General features: G+C 40.0%; 19 protein-coding genes. All 19 read right to left on the bottom strand.

The features are described from left to right. Nucleotides 1-45: 45 nt before the first annotated feature. A complete protein-coding gene (locus tag FAZ25_RS04395; RefSeq protein WP_004899126.1) occupies nt 46-912 on the bottom strand; it encodes a S1C family serine protease in 867 nt (288 codons plus the stop codon). A gap of 51 nt (nt 913-963) precedes the next feature. Then, the gene (locus FAZ25_RS04390) at nt 964-2,247 is read right to left on the bottom strand and encodes a cell wall metabolism sensor histidine kinase WalK (protein ID WP_004899127.1); all 1,284 of its coding nucleotides are present in this window, start codon (nt 2,245-2,247) and stop codon (nt 964-966) included. Further along, a complete protein-coding gene (locus tag FAZ25_RS04385) occupies nt 2,240-2,929 on the bottom strand; it encodes a response regulator transcription factor (RefSeq protein ID WP_004899129.1) in 690 nt (229 codons plus the stop codon). Before FAZ25_RS04385 ends, FAZ25_RS04390 begins: the two co-directional genes overlap by 8 nt. A 186-nt stretch (nt 2,930-3,115) precedes the next feature. Then, complete coding sequence (locus FAZ25_RS04380) at nt 3,116-4,141, bottom strand: HoxN/HupN/NixA family nickel/cobalt transporter (RefSeq protein WP_004906812.1); 1,026 nt, start codon at nt 4,139-4,141, stop codon at nt 3,116-3,118. 29 nt (nt 4,142-4,170) lie between these two features. Further along, nucleotides 4,171-4,965 carry an L-threonylcarbamoyladenylate synthase gene (locus FAZ25_RS04375; RefSeq protein ID WP_004906814.1) on the bottom strand — a complete coding sequence of 265 codons (795 nt, stop codon included), beginning with the start codon at nt 4,963-4,965 and terminating at the stop codon, nt 4,171-4,173. Between the two features lie 115 nt (nt 4,966-5,080). Next, nucleotides 5,081-5,665 (bottom strand): 3-isopropylmalate dehydratase small subunit, encoded by a 585-nt coding sequence (leuD, locus tag FAZ25_RS04370; RefSeq protein ID WP_004906816.1) that lies wholly within the window; start codon nt 5,663-5,665, stop codon nt 5,081-5,083. Between the two features lie 14 nt (nt 5,666-5,679). Further along, the gene (gene leuC, locus FAZ25_RS04365) at nt 5,680-7,047 is read right to left on the bottom strand and encodes a 3-isopropylmalate dehydratase large subunit (RefSeq protein WP_192269788.1); all 1,368 of its coding nucleotides are present in this window, start codon (nt 7,045-7,047) and stop codon (nt 5,680-5,682) included. Then, nucleotides 7,044-8,114, bottom strand: a complete 1,071-nt coding sequence (gene leuB / locus FAZ25_RS04360; RefSeq protein ID WP_004906819.1) for a 3-isopropylmalate dehydrogenase — start codon at nt 8,112-8,114, stop codon at nt 7,044-7,046. The genes leuC and leuB overlap by 4 nt, the downstream gene beginning before the upstream one ends. Further along, complete coding sequence (locus FAZ25_RS04355) at nt 8,107-9,285, bottom strand: 2-isopropylmalate synthase (protein WP_004906821.1); 1,179 nt, start codon at nt 9,283-9,285, stop codon at nt 8,107-8,109. The genes leuB and FAZ25_RS04355 overlap by 8 nt, the downstream gene beginning before the upstream one ends. Before the next feature lie 306 nt (nt 9,286-9,591). After that, nucleotides 9,592-9,897: a metal-sulfur cluster assembly factor gene (locus FAZ25_RS04350; RefSeq protein WP_004899151.1), complete on the bottom strand. Its 306-nt coding sequence runs from the start codon at nt 9,895-9,897 to the stop codon at nt 9,592-9,594. Beyond that, nucleotides 9,898-11,328 carry a Fe-S cluster assembly protein SufB gene (gene sufB, locus FAZ25_RS04345; RefSeq protein ID WP_004906823.1) on the bottom strand — a complete coding sequence of 477 codons (1,431 nt, stop codon included), beginning with the start codon at nt 11,326-11,328 and terminating at the stop codon, nt 9,898-9,900. Between the two features lie 4 nt (nt 11,329-11,332). Beyond that, nucleotides 11,333-11,773 (bottom strand): Fe-S cluster assembly sulfur transfer protein SufU, encoded by a 441-nt coding sequence (gene sufU, locus FAZ25_RS04340; RefSeq protein ID WP_004899158.1) that lies wholly within the window; start codon nt 11,771-11,773, stop codon nt 11,333-11,335. After that, complete coding sequence (locus FAZ25_RS04335) at nt 11,770-12,984, bottom strand: cysteine desulfurase (protein ID WP_004906825.1); 1,215 nt, start codon at nt 12,982-12,984, stop codon at nt 11,770-11,772. Before FAZ25_RS04335 ends, sufU begins: the two co-directional genes overlap by 4 nt. Further along, nucleotides 12,974-14,140 carry a Fe-S cluster assembly protein SufD gene (gene sufD, locus FAZ25_RS04330; protein WP_004906827.1) on the bottom strand — a complete coding sequence of 389 codons (1,167 nt, stop codon included), beginning with the start codon at nt 14,138-14,140 and terminating at the stop codon, nt 12,974-12,976. The genes FAZ25_RS04335 and sufD overlap by 11 nt, the downstream gene beginning before the upstream one ends. Further along, a complete protein-coding gene (gene sufC / locus FAZ25_RS04325) occupies nt 14,133-14,939 on the bottom strand; it encodes a Fe-S cluster assembly ATPase SufC (protein ID WP_004904397.1) in 807 nt (268 codons plus the stop codon). The genes sufD and sufC overlap by 8 nt, the downstream gene beginning before the upstream one ends. Then, nucleotides 14,936-15,781 (bottom strand): helix-turn-helix domain-containing protein, encoded by an 846-nt coding sequence (locus FAZ25_RS04320; protein ID WP_004906830.1) that lies wholly within the window; start codon nt 15,779-15,781, stop codon nt 14,936-14,938. The genes sufC and FAZ25_RS04320 overlap by 4 nt, the downstream gene beginning before the upstream one ends. A gap of 269 nt (nt 15,782-16,050) precedes the next feature. Then, complete coding sequence (locus FAZ25_RS04315; RefSeq protein WP_004906832.1) at nt 16,051-17,349, bottom strand: DEAD/DEAH box helicase; 1,299 nt, start codon at nt 17,347-17,349, stop codon at nt 16,051-16,053. 7 nt (nt 17,350-17,356) lie between these two features. Next, the gene (locus tag FAZ25_RS04310) at nt 17,357-18,355 is read right to left on the bottom strand and encodes a Gfo/Idh/MocA family protein (protein ID WP_004906835.1); all 999 of its coding nucleotides are present in this window, start codon (nt 18,353-18,355) and stop codon (nt 17,357-17,359) included. Next, nucleotides 18,352-19,092: a GH25 family lysozyme gene (locus FAZ25_RS04305; RefSeq protein ID WP_004904401.1), complete on the bottom strand. Its 741-nt coding sequence runs from the start codon at nt 19,090-19,092 to the stop codon at nt 18,352-18,354. The genes FAZ25_RS04310 and FAZ25_RS04305 overlap by 4 nt, the downstream gene beginning before the upstream one ends. Between the last annotated feature and the right edge of the window lie 20 nt (nt 19,093-19,112).

Raw genomic sequence — 19,112 nt, 5'->3', positions numbered from 1 at the left:
CCATTACATCGATAATTATCGACGCAATGGTGTTTTTAACTCATATTATTTTTCAGTGTTTTTTATGAAGCTTTGTACGACATCAGCAGGAATGGCAAAGCCCATGCCTTCTACACTTGTCCCGTTGTCTGAAGCGGCTACTTTTGAAGAATTAATTCCAATTACTTGCCCATTTAAATCAACCAAGGGGCCCCCTGAATTACCAGGATTAATAGCAGTATCTGTTTGGATCACTTGCTCTGTATTACCGCCAGTCTGTTGACTTGTTAAATCACGGCGAGGAGCAGATATAATACCACTGGTTACTGAAGTGGCATATTGTGAACCTAACGGCGAACCAATGGCTAAGACCGGCTGTCCCGATTGGATATTCTTCGTATCGCCAAATGGTGCAACCGTTTTAATTGCATCTGTCTTGGCTTTAATGAGAGCCAAATCTTTTTGTTGATCAGTCCCTACAATAGTTGCTTTGATTTTTTCACCACTAGCCGTGATGATTTGTAATGCATCGGAATTAGCCACGACATGATTGTTAGTAATCATGTAGACATAACCATTATCAATTTTATAAACAACACCTGACCCTTCTGATGCTGTTTGAACGGCACCATTTGGATTATTTTGCTTAGGTTTTTGTCCGAATAATGCAGCAAAACCATCTGTTGGCTGCGCTGTCTCTCTTTTCATATTCTGAACTGTAACAACAGCATCTTTAACTTTATTGTAGGCTGTCGTTGCTGTGTCTTGGCTTTTATAAGATGTTTTAGCTATGGTTGCTTGCCCTGTGACATTAGCTTTTTTCTCAATTGCTGGTTCTCTTTGAAACCACGAGTTTGGCTGCGTACCTGAATAAACAACTCCGCCACCAACAATTGCCGAAACGGCAGCCACGACAATTAAACTATGTTTCATAACGACCCTCCTAAGATAAAAGTAGTATAGCGTGACAAGTTTTACTGAATATTAAAGTGGTAAGGTAATTCTAAAAACGGTGCCTTTCGGCTGATTGTCTGCTACAGTAATTTTACCACCGTGTGCCCTGACAATCCATTCCGCAATAGATAGTCCCAGACCAGTACCACCTGTTTCGCGACTGCCTGTTTTATCTTCACGATAAAAGCGGTCAAAAACATGCTTTTTGGCTTCATCGCTAATACCGCGTCCCGTATCAGCTACTGTCAAAACAAACTTACGTTTTTCAATGCTAGCAGCAATTGCTACCGTGGCACCTGCTTCTGAATATTTCATAGCATTATCGACTAAAAGTACAATTAACTGATGAATGCGCTTTTGATCAATATAAATAGGCTGATTAACATGTGCAGAAAGTAATACCTGCTTGCCATCAAATTCTGCCATTTCTTGATAAGGTGCTAAAATACGAGACAAGAAATCGGCGATATTAGTCGGTTCTTTTTCAATACGCGTCATATTGGATTCTGACTTTGCTAATGTGAGCATATTGTTCGTTAAGGACGTTAGACGTCGTACTTCTGATAGCGACAAGATAATTGCATTCGACTGCTCGCGGACTGTTGATTCTGGGTGCGTCAACATATTTTCTAGTTTACCTTGAATGACTGCCATCGGTGTTCGTAATTCATGTGCCGCGTTATTAACAAAATCTTGTTGCTGTTGCCAAGATTTAATGATTGGTTTCATATTTTTAAGGCTAATCCAATATGAGACCATCAATGCGAGTAGACCAAAAGTACCAAACGACCACAAAATAACTTTTTTGAAGTGGTTCAGGTTAAAAATTGTATCATTCACATTGACAGTGATAATCCCATACTTAACAAGTTGCCCACTATTATTACGGGTATTGTCAATAAATTCTACGCTGGCGACACGATAGTAATTACCTTCTATTTGTACTGTCTTGGGTCTTGACGAGATAAAATTACCACGATATTTGAACTGCTTGCGGTAGATCTCTTGTAATGATTCTGGTATACGGTCATCTAACAAGAGATGTTTGTCTTTATCATAAACCCAAACATCCGCCAATGTATTAGATTGTAACAGCATTGGTGATTTACGGTTAGTATCTTCCGAATCTCTTAATGCCCCTGCTAAATTAAACTGTTTAATTTGTTGGGTAATGGCAGAATCAGAATTCTGAAAAATTGTCCGTGTGTACGACCAATAAATCACCCCACCAAGAACTGAGAAAATAACAAAAAAACTCGCAATCAAAAGTAAAAATCCGCGAATTTGTTGTTGTTTATTAATGACATTAGGCATCATCAACCTCTAAAATAAAACCGATGTTGCGTAATGTTTTTATCAAATCATTTTGCCCGACAGCTTCTAATTTACGTCTAAGATTGTTCAAATAAATATTGACAACATTAATCGTCGTATCTGAATCAATTCCCCACACACGGTCAAAAATTTGATCTCGTGTCACAATAATGTTCTTGTTTTGAGCTAAATAAGTTAAAATATCAAATTCCTTACCCACTAATTTAACCGGTTGACCATGAACTTGTACCCCGCGATTTTCCAAATTAATGAGTACATCACCAACAGTTATCATGTTATCTTCAGAATAGACACCTGCTCGGCGCAATAATGCCTTAACACGTACTAGTAACTCTTCACGATAGAAAGGCTTTGTCAAGTAATCATCAGCACCAACATTGAAACCTTCAATCTTATCATCCAAAGAACTTTTAGCCGTTAAAATTAAGACAGGCGTCTCAATATCATTGTCTCTCAAGTGCTTAATCACCTCTAGCCCATTTTCGCCAGGTAACATTAAATCACAAATAATTAAGTCATAAGGGGATTCTTGTCCCTCGTATTCCCCATCTAATCCATTGGTTACAACATTAACGTCCGCAAAATCTTGCAAAAAGCCCACAATATTATCTGCGAGATTAGCATCATCTTCGATTAATAAAATTTTAATTGCCTTTGACATTTTGCATCTCCATTGTAGCGTTATGTTGTTTTTATTGTACTTGTTTCTGATTAATAGAAGATTAAAAACAACTGACACAATAAATTTATATCCTACCATTAATAGTAGCATATTCAACCGTTGTAATGGTTAACGCATTTATTATACGAAAAGAATCTTGCTTAGTAACAGACATTCTTTTGCAGTTTAGTGAGATAACACATCTTTCTCAGAGAGCTTTAGTACACGCCACAATGTTAAGGCAATAATCCATGTTACGGCAAATATTGCCACTAAAATAATCCCTAATTTATTGAAATCTAAAGCTTGTGCCCAATCGGTCAAACTATTATGCCAATTAAGCATCACACTGATTGACTGAATGAAATCAACAAAACTAATAAAGCCTGCAGCCATAATCGAAATACCTGTCAAAATCAAGTTATAGTAAACCTTACGATACGATGACGACACAATCCAAGTATAGGTGGTACTCATGAAAAAACCATCCACTGTGTCCATCAAACACATACCAGCTGTAAATAACAGCGGGAAAGCAAGCGTGGTATACCAGGCAATGCCTGCATTTGCAGCCGTCGCTGATGTCGCTAATACCGCAATTTGCGTCGCTGTGTCAAAACCCAAACCAAACAAAAAGCCAACAATTGCAACTTGCCAGTTGTGTTTAATTAATTTTAGCAACTTTAAAAAGAAGCGATAGATTGCTGTTTGCTGATATCGTTCATCAGTCGTGTGTTGCTGTCCACCACGTCCAATGTGCCTAAACTCTCGCCAAATACCACGCATAATAAACGTATTAACAACCGTCAATAATAACAGCATAACAGCAGCTATCATTGTCCCAAAAACACCGCCAATTTGCTCAAAAATCGGCATGGATTGCTTCGCCCACGCCACAAATAAAACCGTCAACAATGCCATTAAAACAACCACCATTGAATGTCCAAATGAAAAACTAAAGCCCACACCACGTGTATTTTTGCCATCGTTCAGCATTTTACGTGTCATATTATCAATCGCTGCAATGTGATCAACATCAAAGGCATGACGCAACCCAAACGTAAAGGATAAATAAGCCATTCCTATGATTTCAGGATATTTTGCAACACCTGACATTAGTAGCAAAATACCAGCTACTAAAATGAGTAAAATAAAGCTACTATACCGTAGAATATCGGTTTGTAATGTGGTGCGGTGCTGTTTTTCTATCATACTATTCTCCTAATTGTTCTGTTGCCCACTTAATAATAGAAACCATGTCGGTAATCCCAGGTAGTGAAAATATCACTCATGTGCTTCATAATTTTATCAACATCTAATCCCTTACGAATAACAATAGGTGCTGGTTGCACGCCCACACGACCATGCTGTTCTGGAATAAGGTGCCCTTTGTCATCAACCATTGAAACCATAACACCTTGTTCATAGCGTGTATCAACTGTTTTATCAGGTTGAATGCTAGCAACATAGTCATTAGCTTCAATAATTAAGTCTGCTGCCCGCTCAATCTGTTCCCCAATACCTGTGACAAGTCCGCGGTTCCCTTTGCCTGATGGGTTTGCTGAACTCGCAAACGAAAACTTATGGTAAGTTTCCCACATTGTCTTGGCAATTTGTTCGCTTGGTTTACCAAACTTAATCACAAAACAACTCGTCTCACGTTGATCCATCATCAATTCTTGACTGCCATCTGCTGGAATCATGGCCTTACCGGCCGCTTTCCATGGCAAAATGCATCCAAGCAAAATATCGTCATCCCAATGTTTTTGGTACATTTGCTCAATTTCGGGCGTCATTTGTGCCAATGCTTTGACTTGTGCCATTGAGCCACATAAAACAACCCCAGGTTTATTTCGTCGACGATTTTTTGCAGAAAATTTGCGTTCTAATCCTTGCTTATCAGAAGTCATAATAATGTAACCAACCTTTGTTGGACTAACAATCATGCCCCCTGCTGCTTTCAAAATCGTGATGGCCTCTTCTTGAACACCACCGTTCCATGTTATTGTTTTTGTAGTTGTAGCTGTTTCTGACATTTTCAATACTCCTTTTAGTTCATTGTAGATTTTTTCGTTTCTGGTCCCCAGATGGCGACAAGTGTTGCGTCCATGCTCTGTTGCAAGACAGTTGCACGATTCATCTGGTTTCCTCCTAATCAAAGTTTGGCTGTTTTTTTTCAAACGCTGTAATGGCTGCTTCAAATTTCATTGTGACATCGATATCATCTTCACCATTAATAAACTTTGCTTGCCACTGCGGATTAATATCAAAGTGAAATTGATTATTGTTATAAGTGACTATTTGATTTGGCAAATCAATCGTTATTGTTTCATCAGGTTTTATATCACGTAAAATTTGTCGTTCTGCTTCTGGTAACACAATAGGTAGTAACCCATTTTTAGTGGCATTCATATAAAAAATATCTGAAAAGCTGCCACCTATCACCGCACGAAAGCCATAATCAGTAAGTGCCCATACCGCATGTTCGCGCGACGAACCAGAACCAAAATCAACCCCAGTAATCAGTACAGTAGCACCAGCATGTTCTGGCTTATTGAGCTCAAATTTCGGGTTTATTTTGCCATCTGCAAGATAGCGCCAATCATAAAATAAATGTGGCCCAAACCCCGTTTTCAATATATTTTTCAAAAACTGCTTTGGTAAAATGATGTCGGTATTAATACTGTCGTTTGGGATCACCACCGCACGACCTGTTTCTTTAATAAATGCTTCCATAGATCCCCCTTAAATCAGATTTCTGTAATATCAACAAAGTGTCCGGCAATACCCGCAGCAGCAACCATTGCTGGTGAAGCCAAATGTGTACGAGAGCCAGCCCCTTGTCGCCCAATGAAATTACGGTTAGACGTGGAAGCCACATGCTTGCCGGCTGGTATTTTATCTGGATTCATGGCCAAACATGCTGAACACCCAGGTTCTCGCCATTCGCAACCCGCCGCTTCAAAAATTTTAGCAATACTGGTTGCAATCGCACGATTACGAATGGCGCGACTCCCTGGCACAATCCATGCTGTGATATTGGGTGCCAAATGCTGCCCTTTCATCATGGCAGCAGCGATTGCCAAGTCTTCGTAACGACTATTTGTGCAAGAGCCAATAAAAATATAGTCTAGTGGAATATCGGTCACTGGTATTCCTGGCTCTAAACCAATATAATCGTATGCTGCGCGATCATTATCATCTCTTATTTCCGGTAATATTTGATCTACTGCAGTTGCCATCCCCGGATTTGTTCCCCATGTTACCATCGGCTTAAGGTGACTGACATCAAAAGTGATAATCTCATCGAAGGCCGTTTCATCGTCTGTATAAAATTGCGACCAATAAGCCTTAGCCGAGTCAAATTTTTTTGGTACAAACTCTCGACCGGCTATATAATCAAATGTGGTCTGGTCTGGCTTCACCATCCCAGTTTTTGAACCTGCTTCAATTGACATATTACATAATGTCATCCGTGCAGCCATAGACAGCGCCTCAATCGTTTCACCATAAAATTCAATCGCATAACCGGTACCAAAAGAGACACCATGTTCTGCAATAATAGCCATAATAATATCTTTAGCATAAGTATTTTTTGGCATTTCACCTGTTACTTTAATGCCCATCGTTTTTGGTTTAACTTGCCAAATCGTTTGCGTAGCCATCACATGTTCAACTTCAGATGTACCAATACCAAACGCAATGGCGCCAAATGCACCGTGTGTAGCTGTATGTGAATCCCCACAAACAATGACTTTTCCCGGTTGTGTTAGCCCGCGCTCTGGACCAACAACATGGACAATGCCTTGCTTATCATCACCAATTGAAGCCAATGGCACCCCAAACTCTTGCGCATTTTTTACCAAAGTATCCATTTGTAAACGAGACATTTGGTCCTCAATATTAAAAATGTCTTTTGTTGGTACATTATGATCCATTGTGGCAAAGGTTAAATCCGGTCGTCGTAATTGCCGCTTTGTACTACGCAAACCATCAAACGGTTGTGGTGAGGTCACCTCATGAATTAAATGTAAATCGACATAAATCAGTTGTGCCTCACCCGGCTCACCAGCCACTACATGCGTATTCCAAATTTTATCAAATAGTGTTTGCTTCATTGCTTACCCTCTCTCACATGTTGAATAGATTGAATCACGTAGTTAGTTACTGTGAGCGTTGTATCATGACCACCCATATCAGGCGTCATAACCTGAGCATTAATGGCAGCCGATACAGCATCAGTAATTTGCCTGGCCAAGTTCACTTCCCCAAAACTTTCGGAAAGCATCATCGCTACAGCATGAATCATTGACATTGGATTCGCAATACCTTTTCCGGCAATATCTGGCGCTGATCCGTGAATTGGCTCATATAAATTCGGCCCGCCTTGACCAACTGACATTGAAGGTATTTGTCCGATAGACCCAGTAATTTGTGCTGCCTCATCACTGAGAATATCACCAAATAGATTCGGCGTGATAATCACATCAAAGGCTGTAGGTTTAGCAATAATAGCCATCGACATAGCATCGACATAATAATAATCAACATAAATATCCGGGTAGGCTTTTGCCACTTCTGTTGCAATTTGACGCCACAATTTAGACGTTGCCAGCACATTTGATTTATCCACAATCGTGACATGTTGTCGTCGTTTTTCGGCAAGTTGAAAGCCTGTCTGCATGATTCGAGTGATTTCAGAAGTACTGTAATACATGGTATCTTTTGCAAAGTCTGCTGCTAACACACGGGGTTCACCAAAGTAAGCGCCTGACGTTAATTCACGTACAATCACAAAGTCGGTGTCTGCAACGTACGATTGTTTTAGTGGTGAACGCGCAATTTGTGCTGCTGTGATATGCGTTGGTCGGATATTTGCGAACAAGCCTAAAGCCGATCGCATACCAAGTAATCCCTCTTCGGGTCGTTTCGTTGCGTCATCCCATTTAGGACCACCAATCGCGCTCAATAAGACGGCATCCGATTGTTTCGCTACTTGAATCGTTTTTTCAGGTAGCGGGTCGCCTACACGGTCTATGCCATCCCCACCAAAAGGCAGGTCGATTAACTCATATTTAAAAGTAGAACCCGCCGTCGCGGCTTCTAAAACTGCCAGCCCTGCAGCCATAATTTCCGGTCCAATGTAATCGCCTTTTAATATCGCTATTTTTTTGATGTCACTCATGAATGGCCCCCATCATCTTGTTGGTTTGAATCATGGTCATCATATCTTGCATTTGTTGATCGGAAACCGTTGATGTTTTTTCAGCAATACGCTTAAAAATAGGTAGAATGGTCACCATATCTTGACGAGAAATATGATAGCCCAGAGAGAGCAACTGATTCATGACAGCATGCGAACCGGATAGTTTTCCTAGTGGTAATGAGGCTTGCGTCCCGACCATTTCCGGTCTCAAGATTTCATAAGTTTCAGGATTCTTAAGATACCCATCTTGATGAATGCCTGACTCATGTGCAAACGCGTTACGCCCCATGATGGGTTTATTTTTAGCTACCGGCATGTGAGTGGCCTGAGCAACAATATCCGAAATGTGCTTTGATTGCTCTAAAATAATTGCTGTTTGTTTCGCAAAAGTTTGTCGTCGAACATAAATAGCTGCAGCAGCCTCAATAATATCGACATTCCCCGCACGCTCACCTATACCGTTAATTGTGCCTTGAATTTCTGTAGCCCCGTGCATAATACCTGCCAATGCGTTGGCGTTAGCCATTCCCAAATCATTGTGTGTATGTGTGGCCCAAGTCACTTGATCAAAATCTCGTACATGTTCGCGTAAATACTCAAACAGTTCACCATATTCATATGGTGTGGCGTAGCCTACGGTATCCGGTATATTAATCATCGTTGCGCCGGATTCAATGGCTGCTTGAATCACGCGCGCTAAAAATTCTGGTTCAGTTCGCGTGGCATCCTCTGGTGAAAAAATTATTTCTGACATCATTGTTTTTGTGTAGCGAATATCTGATATTACTTTTTCAATAATTTCTGAAGGCGACATATGTAGCTTATAGGTACGATGCACTGGTGATGTGGCAATAAAAACATGGATCATGGGGTGCTTTGCCTGCTGTGTGGCTGCAACCACGGCATCAATGTCTTGACGCACAAGTCGCGCAAGACCAACAACCTTAGCTGTGTGTACTACCTTTGAAATTTCTACCACAGCATCAAAGTCTTTTTTGGATGCTGCTGGAAAACCAGCCTCTATAGCAGACACCCCATATTTTTCTAGTGCTTGCGCTAATTTTATTTTTTCATCAATCGTAAAATTTACTCCTATGGTTTGTTCTCCATCACGCATGGTGGGGTCATAAAAAGTGATTTGATTTGTCATTTTGACCCCCTTAGTCATCAAAAAATCCCAAACCTGCCGTTAAACGGCTTGTTTGGGATTATCACATGTCCTCGTCAGCCAGCCGTTAGAGTTTAACTTAACCCAACAAACCAGCCTTAAAAGCCCAACTTGTTAGGAGTTTCTAAGCAAGTTGAGAAGGCGCACTGCACTATTATTTATTTGTGTTGTCATGCTACTCATCATGTGATTTTTTTCCTTTTCATTTAATAAACTCATCATAATCATTTTATGTCTCAACGGCAAGCAATTATATCAAAATATGCCAAATGGATATAATATCACGCATTATTTTAAGCCTAATGCCATTTTAGCGTAACGTGACATGCGATCTATGGTCCATGCTGGTTCCCATTGCAATACAATTTCTGTCGTATTAACTTCTGGTAAAATTTTAAGCGCATCGTCAATCATCGTTTCTAATACTGATGTTAACGGACATCCCATTGTCGTTAACGTCATATTAATGATGACATGTCCATCTTCTTCATAGGTAACCTGATTGATTAAACCAAGATTGACAATATCAATCTGTAATTCAGGATCAACAACCATACGCAACTGTGCCATAATAGCTTCTTCAATTGTAGCCATTTAACCCACCGATCCAATCATTTCAAATTTCATGAGACGATTTAATTCTACAGCATACTCCATTGGCAATTCTTTTGTGAAGGGCTCCACAAATCCCATAACAATCATTTCTGTGGCTTTTTCGGGAGAAATACCACGACTCATAAGATAATAAAGCTGTTCTTCAGACACACGTGATACTTTAGCTTCATGTTCCATCGATACATTGCCATTCAAAATGGTATTATAGGGAATCGTATCAGCAGATGACTGGTCATCCATCAAAATCGTATCACATTCAACATGGGCAAAAGACCCATCAGATTCACGGCCAAATTTAATCGTGCCACGATAATCCGTTGCACCGCCATCATGAGCTATTGATTTAGACACTATCGACGAAGAGGTGTTTTTAGCATGATGAATCATTTGCGCACCAGAATCTAGTGTCACCTCTTGTCCAGCAACAGCAATGGACAGCATGGTTCCTCGCGCGCCTTCACCTTCCAAATAAACTGATGGATACTTCATGGTTGTTTTTGAGCCAAAATTGCCATCCACCCACTCCATTGTGGCATTTTCATGTGCAGCAGCACGCTTAGTTTCTAAAGAATAAACGTTATTTGACCAGTTTTGAATGGTTGTATATCGGCAATAGCCGTCTTTTTTAACAATCACTTCCACTACGGCCGCATGCAATGCATCACCAGAATACATTGGTGCCGAACACCCTTCAACATAGTCAACATGTGCCCCCTCATCAACAATAATTAGTGTGCGCTCAAACTGTCCTTCATTCGCTGTATTAATTCTGAAATAAGATTGAATGGGCGTAGTGACATGGACACCTTTTGGCACATAGATAAAAGTGCCACCTGACCATACTGCCGCATTCAAGGCCGCTAATTTATTATTGGTCGGTTTTACTAACGAACCAAAATAAGCTTTCACTAATTCTGGATATTCTTGTACTGCTGTATCTGTATCCGTGAATACGATACCTGTTTTTTCAAATTCAGCTTTCATCCGATGGTAAACAACTTCCGATTCGTATTGTGCTGAAGAGCCTGCTAGCCAACGCCTCTCAGCTTCTGGCACACCCAACCTTTCAAAGGTTTGTTTCAAAGTATCTGGTACGTCCTGCCAATCACGATATTTTTCATGTGTTGGTTTATTATAATAATAGATAGCATCAAAGTCGATGTCACTTAAATCTGGTCCCCAAGTTTGCATCGGCATATCTAAATAAGATTGATAAGCACGTAACCGATAGTTAAGCATCCACTCTGGTTCTTTTTTCTCAGCAGAAATCGCGCGAATAACTGATTCGTTAAGCCCACGTCCAGTTGAAAAAACAGCCTGATAATCATCTTGACGGCCTAATTCGTCTATTTTTTTGGTTTGAATTGCTATTTTTGTGCGTTCCAATGCTTCTTGGCGGTCAATTTCCATGACACTATTCCTCCTCAATTTGTTGTATTAACAGCGACAATGCGTGCCATGGCAACGTGGCACACTTCACACGTGCTGGAAACTGTGTGACGCCAGCTAACATTTGTGCATCCCCCAACATTTTATAGTCACCATCATCTCCTGTCACCATACGCGAAAATAATTTGATTTGTTCTTTAGTGGTGACTAACGATTGCGCGATAATAAGGTCCATCATTATTGATGCTGAAGCCGTCGAAATAGCACATCCCTCACCATCGAAATGGCAAGCAACTATTGTTTGATGTTCAACTGTCAGCGCTAACCGAATAATATCCCCACAAGTTGGATTATACTGTTCAATTTGACAACTATCCGCTTTTGTCACTGGTGCTTTGTGGTGGGGATGTTGGGCATAATCAAGTACAGCTTGTCGATAAATTTGATCTAAATTATGCAAAGTCATTTTTTAAAGTAATCCTTTATTTCCTTTATTGCAGCAACAGTGTCATCAATATCGTCAAGCGTATTATACACATAGAAACTCATGCGCACCGTTGCAGCTACGCCTAAATAACGCATTAGTGGCTGCGCACAGTGATGCCCAGCACGTACTGCAATACCCAATTGATCTAATGCCGTGGCTAAATCATGTGCATGTACGCCTGCCATGTTAAAAGTAATAATCCCTGTTTGGTGGACATCATCAGCACCATAAACCGTAATAGCATCAATTTTATGTAATGACTCTAATGCGTATTGTGTTAGTTGTTGCTCATATTTGGCAACTTCCACCATATCTAATGTCAGTAGATAATCAATTGCAGCACCCAAACCAATGGCTCCAGCAATATTAGGTGTCCCAGCCTCAAATCGCCAAGGCAATGGTTGAAAATGAGCGTCATTTTGTGAAACAGTTGTTACCATTTCACCACCAAATTGCGCAGGTGGTATGTGTGCCAAAAGGTCACGTTTGCCATATAAGACGCCAATTCCTGTTGGACCCATCATTTTATGACCTGAAAAAACAAAAAAATCAGCATCTAATTGTTGCACATCAATTGGCATGTGGGGTACAGATTGCGCACCATCAACCAACAATACTGCGTGTTGAGCATGAGCCAAAGCTGCGATTTGTTTAATTGGGTTAACAACACCCAACACATTTGACGCCTGTGTGATAGAAACAATTTTAGTACGTGCCGTAATTTGTTTGTCTGCATCGTGCATATCTAATGTGCCATTGGCAGCTAACCTAATATATTTTAGGGTTGCACCACGTTGTTTAGCAAGTTGTTGCCACGGCACAATATTGGCATGGTGCTCCATATAAGAAATAACAATTTCATCACTAGGATTAATATGCGTCATGCCGTAAGTTTGCGCAACCCAATTAATCGCTTCGGTTGTACCACGCGTAAAAAGAATTTCTTCACGTTTCTTAGCATGGATAAAATGTTGTACTTTATCTCGTGCTAATTCGTAAGCAGTGGTGGCTCGTTGTGATAAATCATAAATACCACGATGAACATTTGCATTGTCATGGGTATAGTATTGGTTCAAAGCTGCCAGTACGCTTGCTGGTTTCTGAGATGTTGCTGCACTATCCAAATACACTAGTCGATGTTGGTTGACCTGTTGTGCCAAAATAGGAAAATCTGATGGTTTAATTTTCATTTTTTAGTTTCTCCGCAATCGCATTAATAACAGCTTGTTGTGCTCTGTTTGTCGGTATTTCTGCTAAAACATTACCCATAAAACCGCAAATAACTAGTTCTCGTGCCAATTTTTCACTCAAACCACGACTCATTAAGTAATACATTTGATTTTCATCAACGCGACCAACTGATGCTGCATGCCCAGCAGTGACATCATTTTCATCAATGAGGAGCAAAGGGTTTGCATCGCCACGTGCCCGACGTGATAGCATCAATACACGTGATTCTTGTTGTGCATCAGAACCCTTGGCACCCTTAATGATTTGTCCGATACCGTTAAAAACCAAGGTTGAATGATTCAAAATGACACCGCGTTGATAAATATGACCAAGTGAATGACGGCCACGATTAACCATGTTCGTCATAAAACCCTGCGTCTGTTTATGGTGGGTCATCGCCATAATATTTGCATGTGAAACAGCCCCCTCACCATTCAAGTGACTCACTAATTTGGTCACCACTTGGCCATCATTAAAAGCCACATTTGACCAATCTAAGGTAGCATGGTCACGAATATCAGCTTCACGATGAATGTAAGCTGTTGTTTTGCCAGAGAACGCGTCTAGATTAGCATAGTGAACCGAGGCGCCAACGTCAGCAATCACTTCAACGACAAGCGATGCTTTTGTTGTGTCAGAGCCTATTGTGTGGGCTGATTGTAAAATAGTGACTGATGACTGACGACCAACATAAACTAATACCCGCGCAATATAATCATTTCCGCCAACCGATAATTGGTTCAAATTAAGATGGATCACGTCTTTAATCACTGTATGGTCAGGCACATAAAGTAGGATGCCTGTGTTAAATTTCTGGGCATTTTGCGCTGTTAGTCGATCAGTGTTATTGGCAATGACTTGTCCTAACAGCTTATCCAATTGTTGCGGATAACGTGATTGAGCAGTATTGATGTTGGTCAGCAACACGCCTTGCGCAACAAGATATTTTGGTAAATAATAATAGCTCGTTGCTGTTCCACTTACTTCAATGCCTAATTCGTCTGTTAAAAAATGGGACGTTGCGCTCTGTGCCTGAGAAGGGTTCATTTGATCTAACTGCCAAGTACGATACTTCACCTTGGTAAATTCAGGCAAGGGTAGACTTTCTTCATTCATGCTTCACCGCCACAAGACGATCAGCGTCTTCGTCAGTTAACACAATATCCAGTCCAAGTTCATCACGTAAACCAGCATAGCCCTCCAGCTCTAACTTTTTTGCCAAATCTGCAGTACCCGTTTTAACAATTTTGCCACCCATCATAACATGGACAAAATCTGGGACAATGTAATCTAATAACCGTTGATAATGTGTAATCATTAATGTGCCAAAGTTATCTGAGCGCATATGGTTGACACCTCGTGACACAACTTTCAAGGCATCAATATCTAGGCCTGAATCAATCTCATCTAAAATAGCAATTTTAGGTTGAATCATCATCATTTGTAAAATTTCATTCCGCTTCTTTTCACCACCTGAAAAACCTTCATTGAGATAGCGTTCTGCCATTTCCGATGTCATCGATAAAAACTCACGTTGACGATCTAAGGTCTTTAAAAATGTCATAATACTCATCTGATCGGATTCAGGTCGTCGCGCATTGATGGCTGCACGCATGAATTCCGCATTAGTGACACCCTGAATTTCTGATGGATATTGCATAGCCAGAAATAAACCCGCCCGTGCGCGTTCATCAACAGCCATTTCTGATAAATCTTGTCCATCTAAAGTAATGCTTCCCGATGTTACCTGGTAAGCTGGATGTCCCATGATAGCTTGAGACAATGTTGATTTTCCGGTACCGTTTGGCCCCATAATGGCATGCATTTCGCCAGTATGAACTGTTAAATTCACGCCTTTTAGTATTTCTTTGCCACTGACTGCCACATGTAAATTCTTAATTTGTAATGTTGTCATTGTTTTCCCCCACTTTGTTGATTTATTTTGTCTAATATCCACTGGTTGCCATGCATTTTAGCCAAGCAACACGCATTTTTAGTTAGTTCGGTTACAACGAAATGCTGACTAGACCACGTCGGACTAGCATCTATTATTAACCAAAAAAAATTTTCTAAAAATGCTGTTTGATCATATTGATTTGATAAAGCAATACCCTTTGCCGCCGTAGTGACTGATGCTTGAGTATGTTGCATATCTCGTTGTGACATAGCAATGGTGTAAATTGTCATGATTTTCACAATGCTATACTCACCAGACATTATACTATCTTTTCGTTCTAACAAGTCGGACACTATTTGTCCTGCTTCCTTTGTGCGCCCAATTAATTGATAATAATACGCCGTAATCGCATAAAAAAAATAACATTGCGCCGTCGTTAACTTACTAACTACGATTGTTTTCAATAATTTTTTCGCCTGTTGTGTGTTTTTTGTCACTAATACCACTTTAAAGTAACGACACAATTGAAGTAACTGATATCCCGCCAAAGAAAACTGTCTCACATCACAAGTTCTAACAACTGTTTCAAATAACATATCATTTTGGCTACTTAATGCTCTAAAAATTTGTTGTAAAAGATATTCTTCTTGGCGCTTGTTCAAATTCTCAATAATAAAAATATCATCTAAGGTCAGATTAAGTCGTGAACAAAGTGCACTTGTTATTTCTAGAGAAGGTGTCTGCTGTTGATGCTCAAATTTCGACAAGGTTGCTTGGGTACAAATGCCTGCCGATAAGGCCACTTGTGATATTTTTAGCTGTTTACGTGTATTTATAAATTTATCAATATCTACAATCATCTTTTCTCCTAACAAAAAAGCATTCTAACTGCTGATCAGTTAGAATGCTTTTCCCATCAACTAACTGTCTACGTACTTACCAGATACCGTAGACAGTGCTCAAAATGCCTACTCATTAGGAAATGAGTAGGTTGAGTTGCTTTTTCAATTGCTTAATATATTTCATTGCCATGTTGCTGTCCCCTATGCAATTAGAAAAATGTTATTAATATGAGATATTTTATAATTTTAAGATGCAAATGTCAATAAAAAAAACGCAATCTGCGTTTTTACTTTTTTTGCCCTGCCCATTTCGGCTTACCTTTATCTTTTGATGCTTTAGCACGCTTTTTCTTTTTTGGCTTTTCAGAAATAACATGGTTTATGTCGGATTGAGGTGCTTTAACGTATGCCGACTTTTTGACATCCGAATCTCTAGCGGTTAACTTTGCACGAGATAGCGATGCTGCATTACCAACTTGTACCGATGTCTTTTCTGTCTTGTCAGGAAAATCATTCACTGCCTTCACTAAGGCAAAATCGTCTCCTAATTCGTGTTTGAGATTACGAATATCATGATCATTGCCGAGATTCAGTACTCGCCCTGGCTTACCCATTCTACCAGTCCGACCAGCACGGTGGATATAAGTCTTTTTTCGTTGTGGTAGTTGCGCATTAACTACCAGTGGTAAATCATCAATATCTAAACCTCTGGCCGCAACATCGGTCACGAGTAATAACTTAACGTCACCTTTCTTAAAGAGACGCAATGCATCTGCACGTTGTACCTGTCGTTTGTCATTACTACCGATGCTCATCACACTGGCATGTGCGTGACGCAGTGTTGCCTGCATATTCACCAGACCACTAATTGTATTAAAAAATACCAGAGCCTGTTGGTTGTGTCGCGCTAATTGAATGAGTATATTTGCTTTGGCTTTTTGATCAACATATTGAAACTCATGACTTATTGCTGCTGGCGCATCTGTACCAACTGAAATAGGTTTGACAATCTGATTAAAAGTGTCTGAAACATATTTCAAATCAACACCAGAAGTCGCCGAAAAGAGGCCTAGTTGTACTTTTTCTGGCAATTGAGTTGCTAATTCTTGCAAACTATCATGCCGTTCGTCATTTAGCATGGCATCTGCTTCATCAAAGATAACAGTCTGAACCATCCCAAATTTTAGCGTACCACCCGCAGCCATAGTCAATACACGACCGAGCGTACCGATAACAACATGTGGCTTATCTTTTTTCAATTTATCTGCCTGTCGACGGCCATTGGCACCACCAATCAGGCTCGTAACAGTTACCCCAATCGTAGCACCCCACTCTCGCGCAACAGACGTTGTCTGCATAGCTAATTCTTGGCTGGGTGCTAAAATCAACACTTGTGTGCGTTTTGCGTTTGTATCTATACGCGACAAAATTGGTAATAGAAAAGCCAATGTTTTCCCAGTACCCGTTGGTGCCAATCCAAAAACACTTCCGCCATCTGTTAAACGTTCCCAAACTGCATCTTGGATTGGTGTCGGTTTGTCAAATACTTGATTAAATTTTTCCTGTAACTCTGGTCTAATAGCCATTAATTTATTATTCTTTCTGGTCTGCTGGGAATTCAATCCCCGCAGACGAACGCAAATCAAACAATGTTTGGTTGACTTGTTTTGCAAGTTGGAACCACTGATTATATATCACGTGATTACCTACTGGATCATTGATGACATTGGCAAAGTCTTGTGCCTCACGAATCATAGGATTATCATAAGGTGTTTCCCCGATATTTTCAGTCTGACCCTCACCATCATAATAAGTGACATGCTCTAGTTCGGCTATATTTGACGTTGAAATGGTTTCTTTTAAACCATAAAATTCACTAGGCAAATAAGAGTTAGCATTCTTACCGAAAATAACCGTCACATTATATTTATCATAGAATAGGTTTGCTGTACCACGGGCATCGGCCCCATTTGCCAGTAATATTGGTAAATATTGAACAGCTTGTGGTGCACCAAACAAGGCAATGGCAGCATATATTGGATAAATACCTAAATCATACAAAGCGCCCGCACTAAACTCACGTGTCAAGACATTTGGTTCTTTGCCAGCTAGATAGGCATCAAATCGTGATGAATACTTTTGATAGACTAGTGTTGCCCCTTGTATTTCTGATAACTCACCAATGGTCTGCGCGATAATTTTAAAATTCGGTTGATGAATATGCCTTGCTGCTTCGAAATAACGAACGTCTGCATGTTGAGCGAGTAATTGTTCAATCTCAGCAAATTCAACAGGATTACTTGTTGTTGGTTTTTCAACAATCACATGCACATCAGCTTCAATCGCCGCCTTTGATTGCTCAAAGTGCAAAGCATTAGGTGAAGCAATGTAAACGACATCAATGTCTGCATACAAATCACTTAAAGTTGTGACAACAGATGCATCTTCAATCCTTAAGTCAGCTAAAAATTTTTCCCCACTGTCTAACGAGCGTGAATAAACTGTCGTTAATACATACTCATTGGTTGCCAATGCCGCTTCTACGAACATTTTGGTAATCCAATTTGTCCCAATAATACCAAGTTTTATCATTTTATCTCCTTAAATTGTTGTCTTGTACCATTAAATACACTAGTTGGCATTTTAACCGCCTTCAAGCCCTTACCAATTGTATGATCTTCACTATACTGAATAAATTGATTTGCTGTTGCTCTATTATCAGTATTATCTGCAATTAACCAATATTTTGTCTTTTTGATGACTTGGTTTAATTGTTGTTGCACGTTAGGTGTCGTGTAAATGACAATATCGCGATTATAATGTGTAGACAGCGACTGAATAAGTACGGCTAATCGTTCTTTGCTGCTTTTCGTAGCAATTTGATCATTAGTTACATAAATGGCAATTGGTAATTGCCCAATATTATTGCCAACTTTATCAATGAAATATTGTGCCTGTGTTGCAGCGTCAACACTCGCATCATATACTTGAATACTCCCGACTTTCAAATGTGCCCCTTGCGCACGGTCATAGCTTGCCTGGTAACCATCATCTGCAAAAGTAACCCCTGAAGTTGCACGCAGGTAGGTAAAATCAATGCCATTTGTTGCTAGATTATTATAATCCACATAACCTGAAGTTTGGTTAATGGCAACACCTTGAACACTAAAACCACTTGGTGCCGTGTTTTTCACAACAGTAATTGGTGGTTTGGCCATTAGCCAAATGACAATTGTTGCTATAATACCAACAATAATAATTAGCCAGGTAATGAGCGACAAAGATTTTTTAGTCTTAACTTTTTTTGGGGTTTCAGTGTTATTTGTCATAATATTAATTATACAAAATT

The organism is Leuconostoc sp. LN180020 (assembly GCF_014844115.1).
Classification (GTDB): Bacteria; Bacillota; Bacilli; order Lactobacillales; family Lactobacillaceae; genus Leuconostoc; species Leuconostoc citreum.
This window is presented reverse-complemented; position numbering and strand designations above follow the sequence as displayed.

Excerpts from the sequence above, each read along its gene's own strand:
- FAZ25_RS04390 (WP_004899127.1), bottom strand. The coding sequence starts at position 2,247 with ATGCCTAATGTCATTAATAAACAACAACAAATTCGCGGATTTTTACTT.
- FAZ25_RS04310 (WP_004906835.1), bottom strand. The coding sequence starts at position 18,355 with ATGATAAAACTTGGTATTATTGGGACAAATTGGATTACCAAAATGTTC.
- FAZ25_RS04375 (WP_004906814.1), bottom strand. The coding sequence starts at position 4,965 with ATGTCAGAAACAGCTACAACTACAAAAACAATAACATGGAACGGTGGT.
- leuB (WP_004906819.1), bottom strand. The coding sequence starts at position 8,114 with ATGAGTGACATCAAAAAAATAGCGATATTAAAAGGCGATTACATTGGA.
- FAZ25_RS04380 (WP_004906812.1), bottom strand. The coding sequence starts at position 4,141 with ATGATAGAAAAACAGCACCGCACCACATTACAAACCGATATTCTACGG.
- FAZ25_RS04385 (WP_004899129.1), bottom strand. The coding sequence starts at position 2,929 with ATGTCAAAGGCAATTAAAATTTTATTAATCGAAGATGATGCTAATCTC.
- FAZ25_RS04320 (WP_004906830.1), bottom strand. The coding sequence starts at position 15,781 with ATGATTGTAGATATTGATAAATTTATAAATACACGTAAACAGCTAAAA.
- sufC (WP_004904397.1), bottom strand. The coding sequence starts at position 14,939 with ATGACAACATTACAAATTAAGAATTTACATGTGGCAGTCAGTGGCAAA.
- FAZ25_RS04315 (WP_004906832.1), bottom strand. The coding sequence starts at position 17,349 with ATGGCTATTAGACCAGAGTTACAGGAAAAATTTAATCAAGTATTTGAC.
- leuD (WP_004906816.1), bottom strand. The coding sequence starts at position 5,665 with ATGGAAGCATTTATTAAAGAAACAGGTCGTGCGGTGGTGATCCCAAAC.
- FAZ25_RS04335 (WP_004906825.1), bottom strand. The coding sequence starts at position 12,984 with ATGAAAATTAAACCATCAGATTTTCCTATTTTGGCACAACAGGTCAAC.
- sufB (WP_004906823.1), bottom strand. The coding sequence starts at position 11,328 with ATGGAAATTGACCGCCAAGAAGCATTGGAACGCACAAAAATAGCAATT.
- sufU (WP_004899158.1), bottom strand. The coding sequence starts at position 11,773 with ATGACTTTGCATAATTTAGATCAAATTTATCGACAAGCTGTACTTGAT.
- FAZ25_RS04355 (WP_004906821.1), bottom strand. The coding sequence starts at position 9,285 with ATGACAAATCAAATCACTTTTTATGACCCCACCATGCGTGATGGAGAA.
- leuC (WP_192269788.1), bottom strand. The coding sequence starts at position 7,047 with ATGAAGCAAACACTATTTGATAAAATTTGGAATACGCATGTAGTGGCT.
- FAZ25_RS04305 (WP_004904401.1), bottom strand. The coding sequence starts at position 19,092 with ATGACAAATAACACTGAAACCCCAAAAAAAGTTAAGACTAAAAAATCT.
- FAZ25_RS04395 (WP_004899126.1), bottom strand. The coding sequence starts at position 912 with ATGAAACATAGTTTAATTGTCGTGGCTGCCGTTTCGGCAATTGTTGGT.
- sufD (WP_004906827.1), bottom strand. The coding sequence starts at position 14,140 with ATGAATGAAGAAAGTCTACCCTTGCCTGAATTTACCAAGGTGAAGTAT.
- FAZ25_RS04350 (WP_004899151.1), bottom strand. The coding sequence starts at position 9,897 with ATGGCTACAATTGAAGAAGCTATTATGGCACAGTTGCGTATGGTTGTT.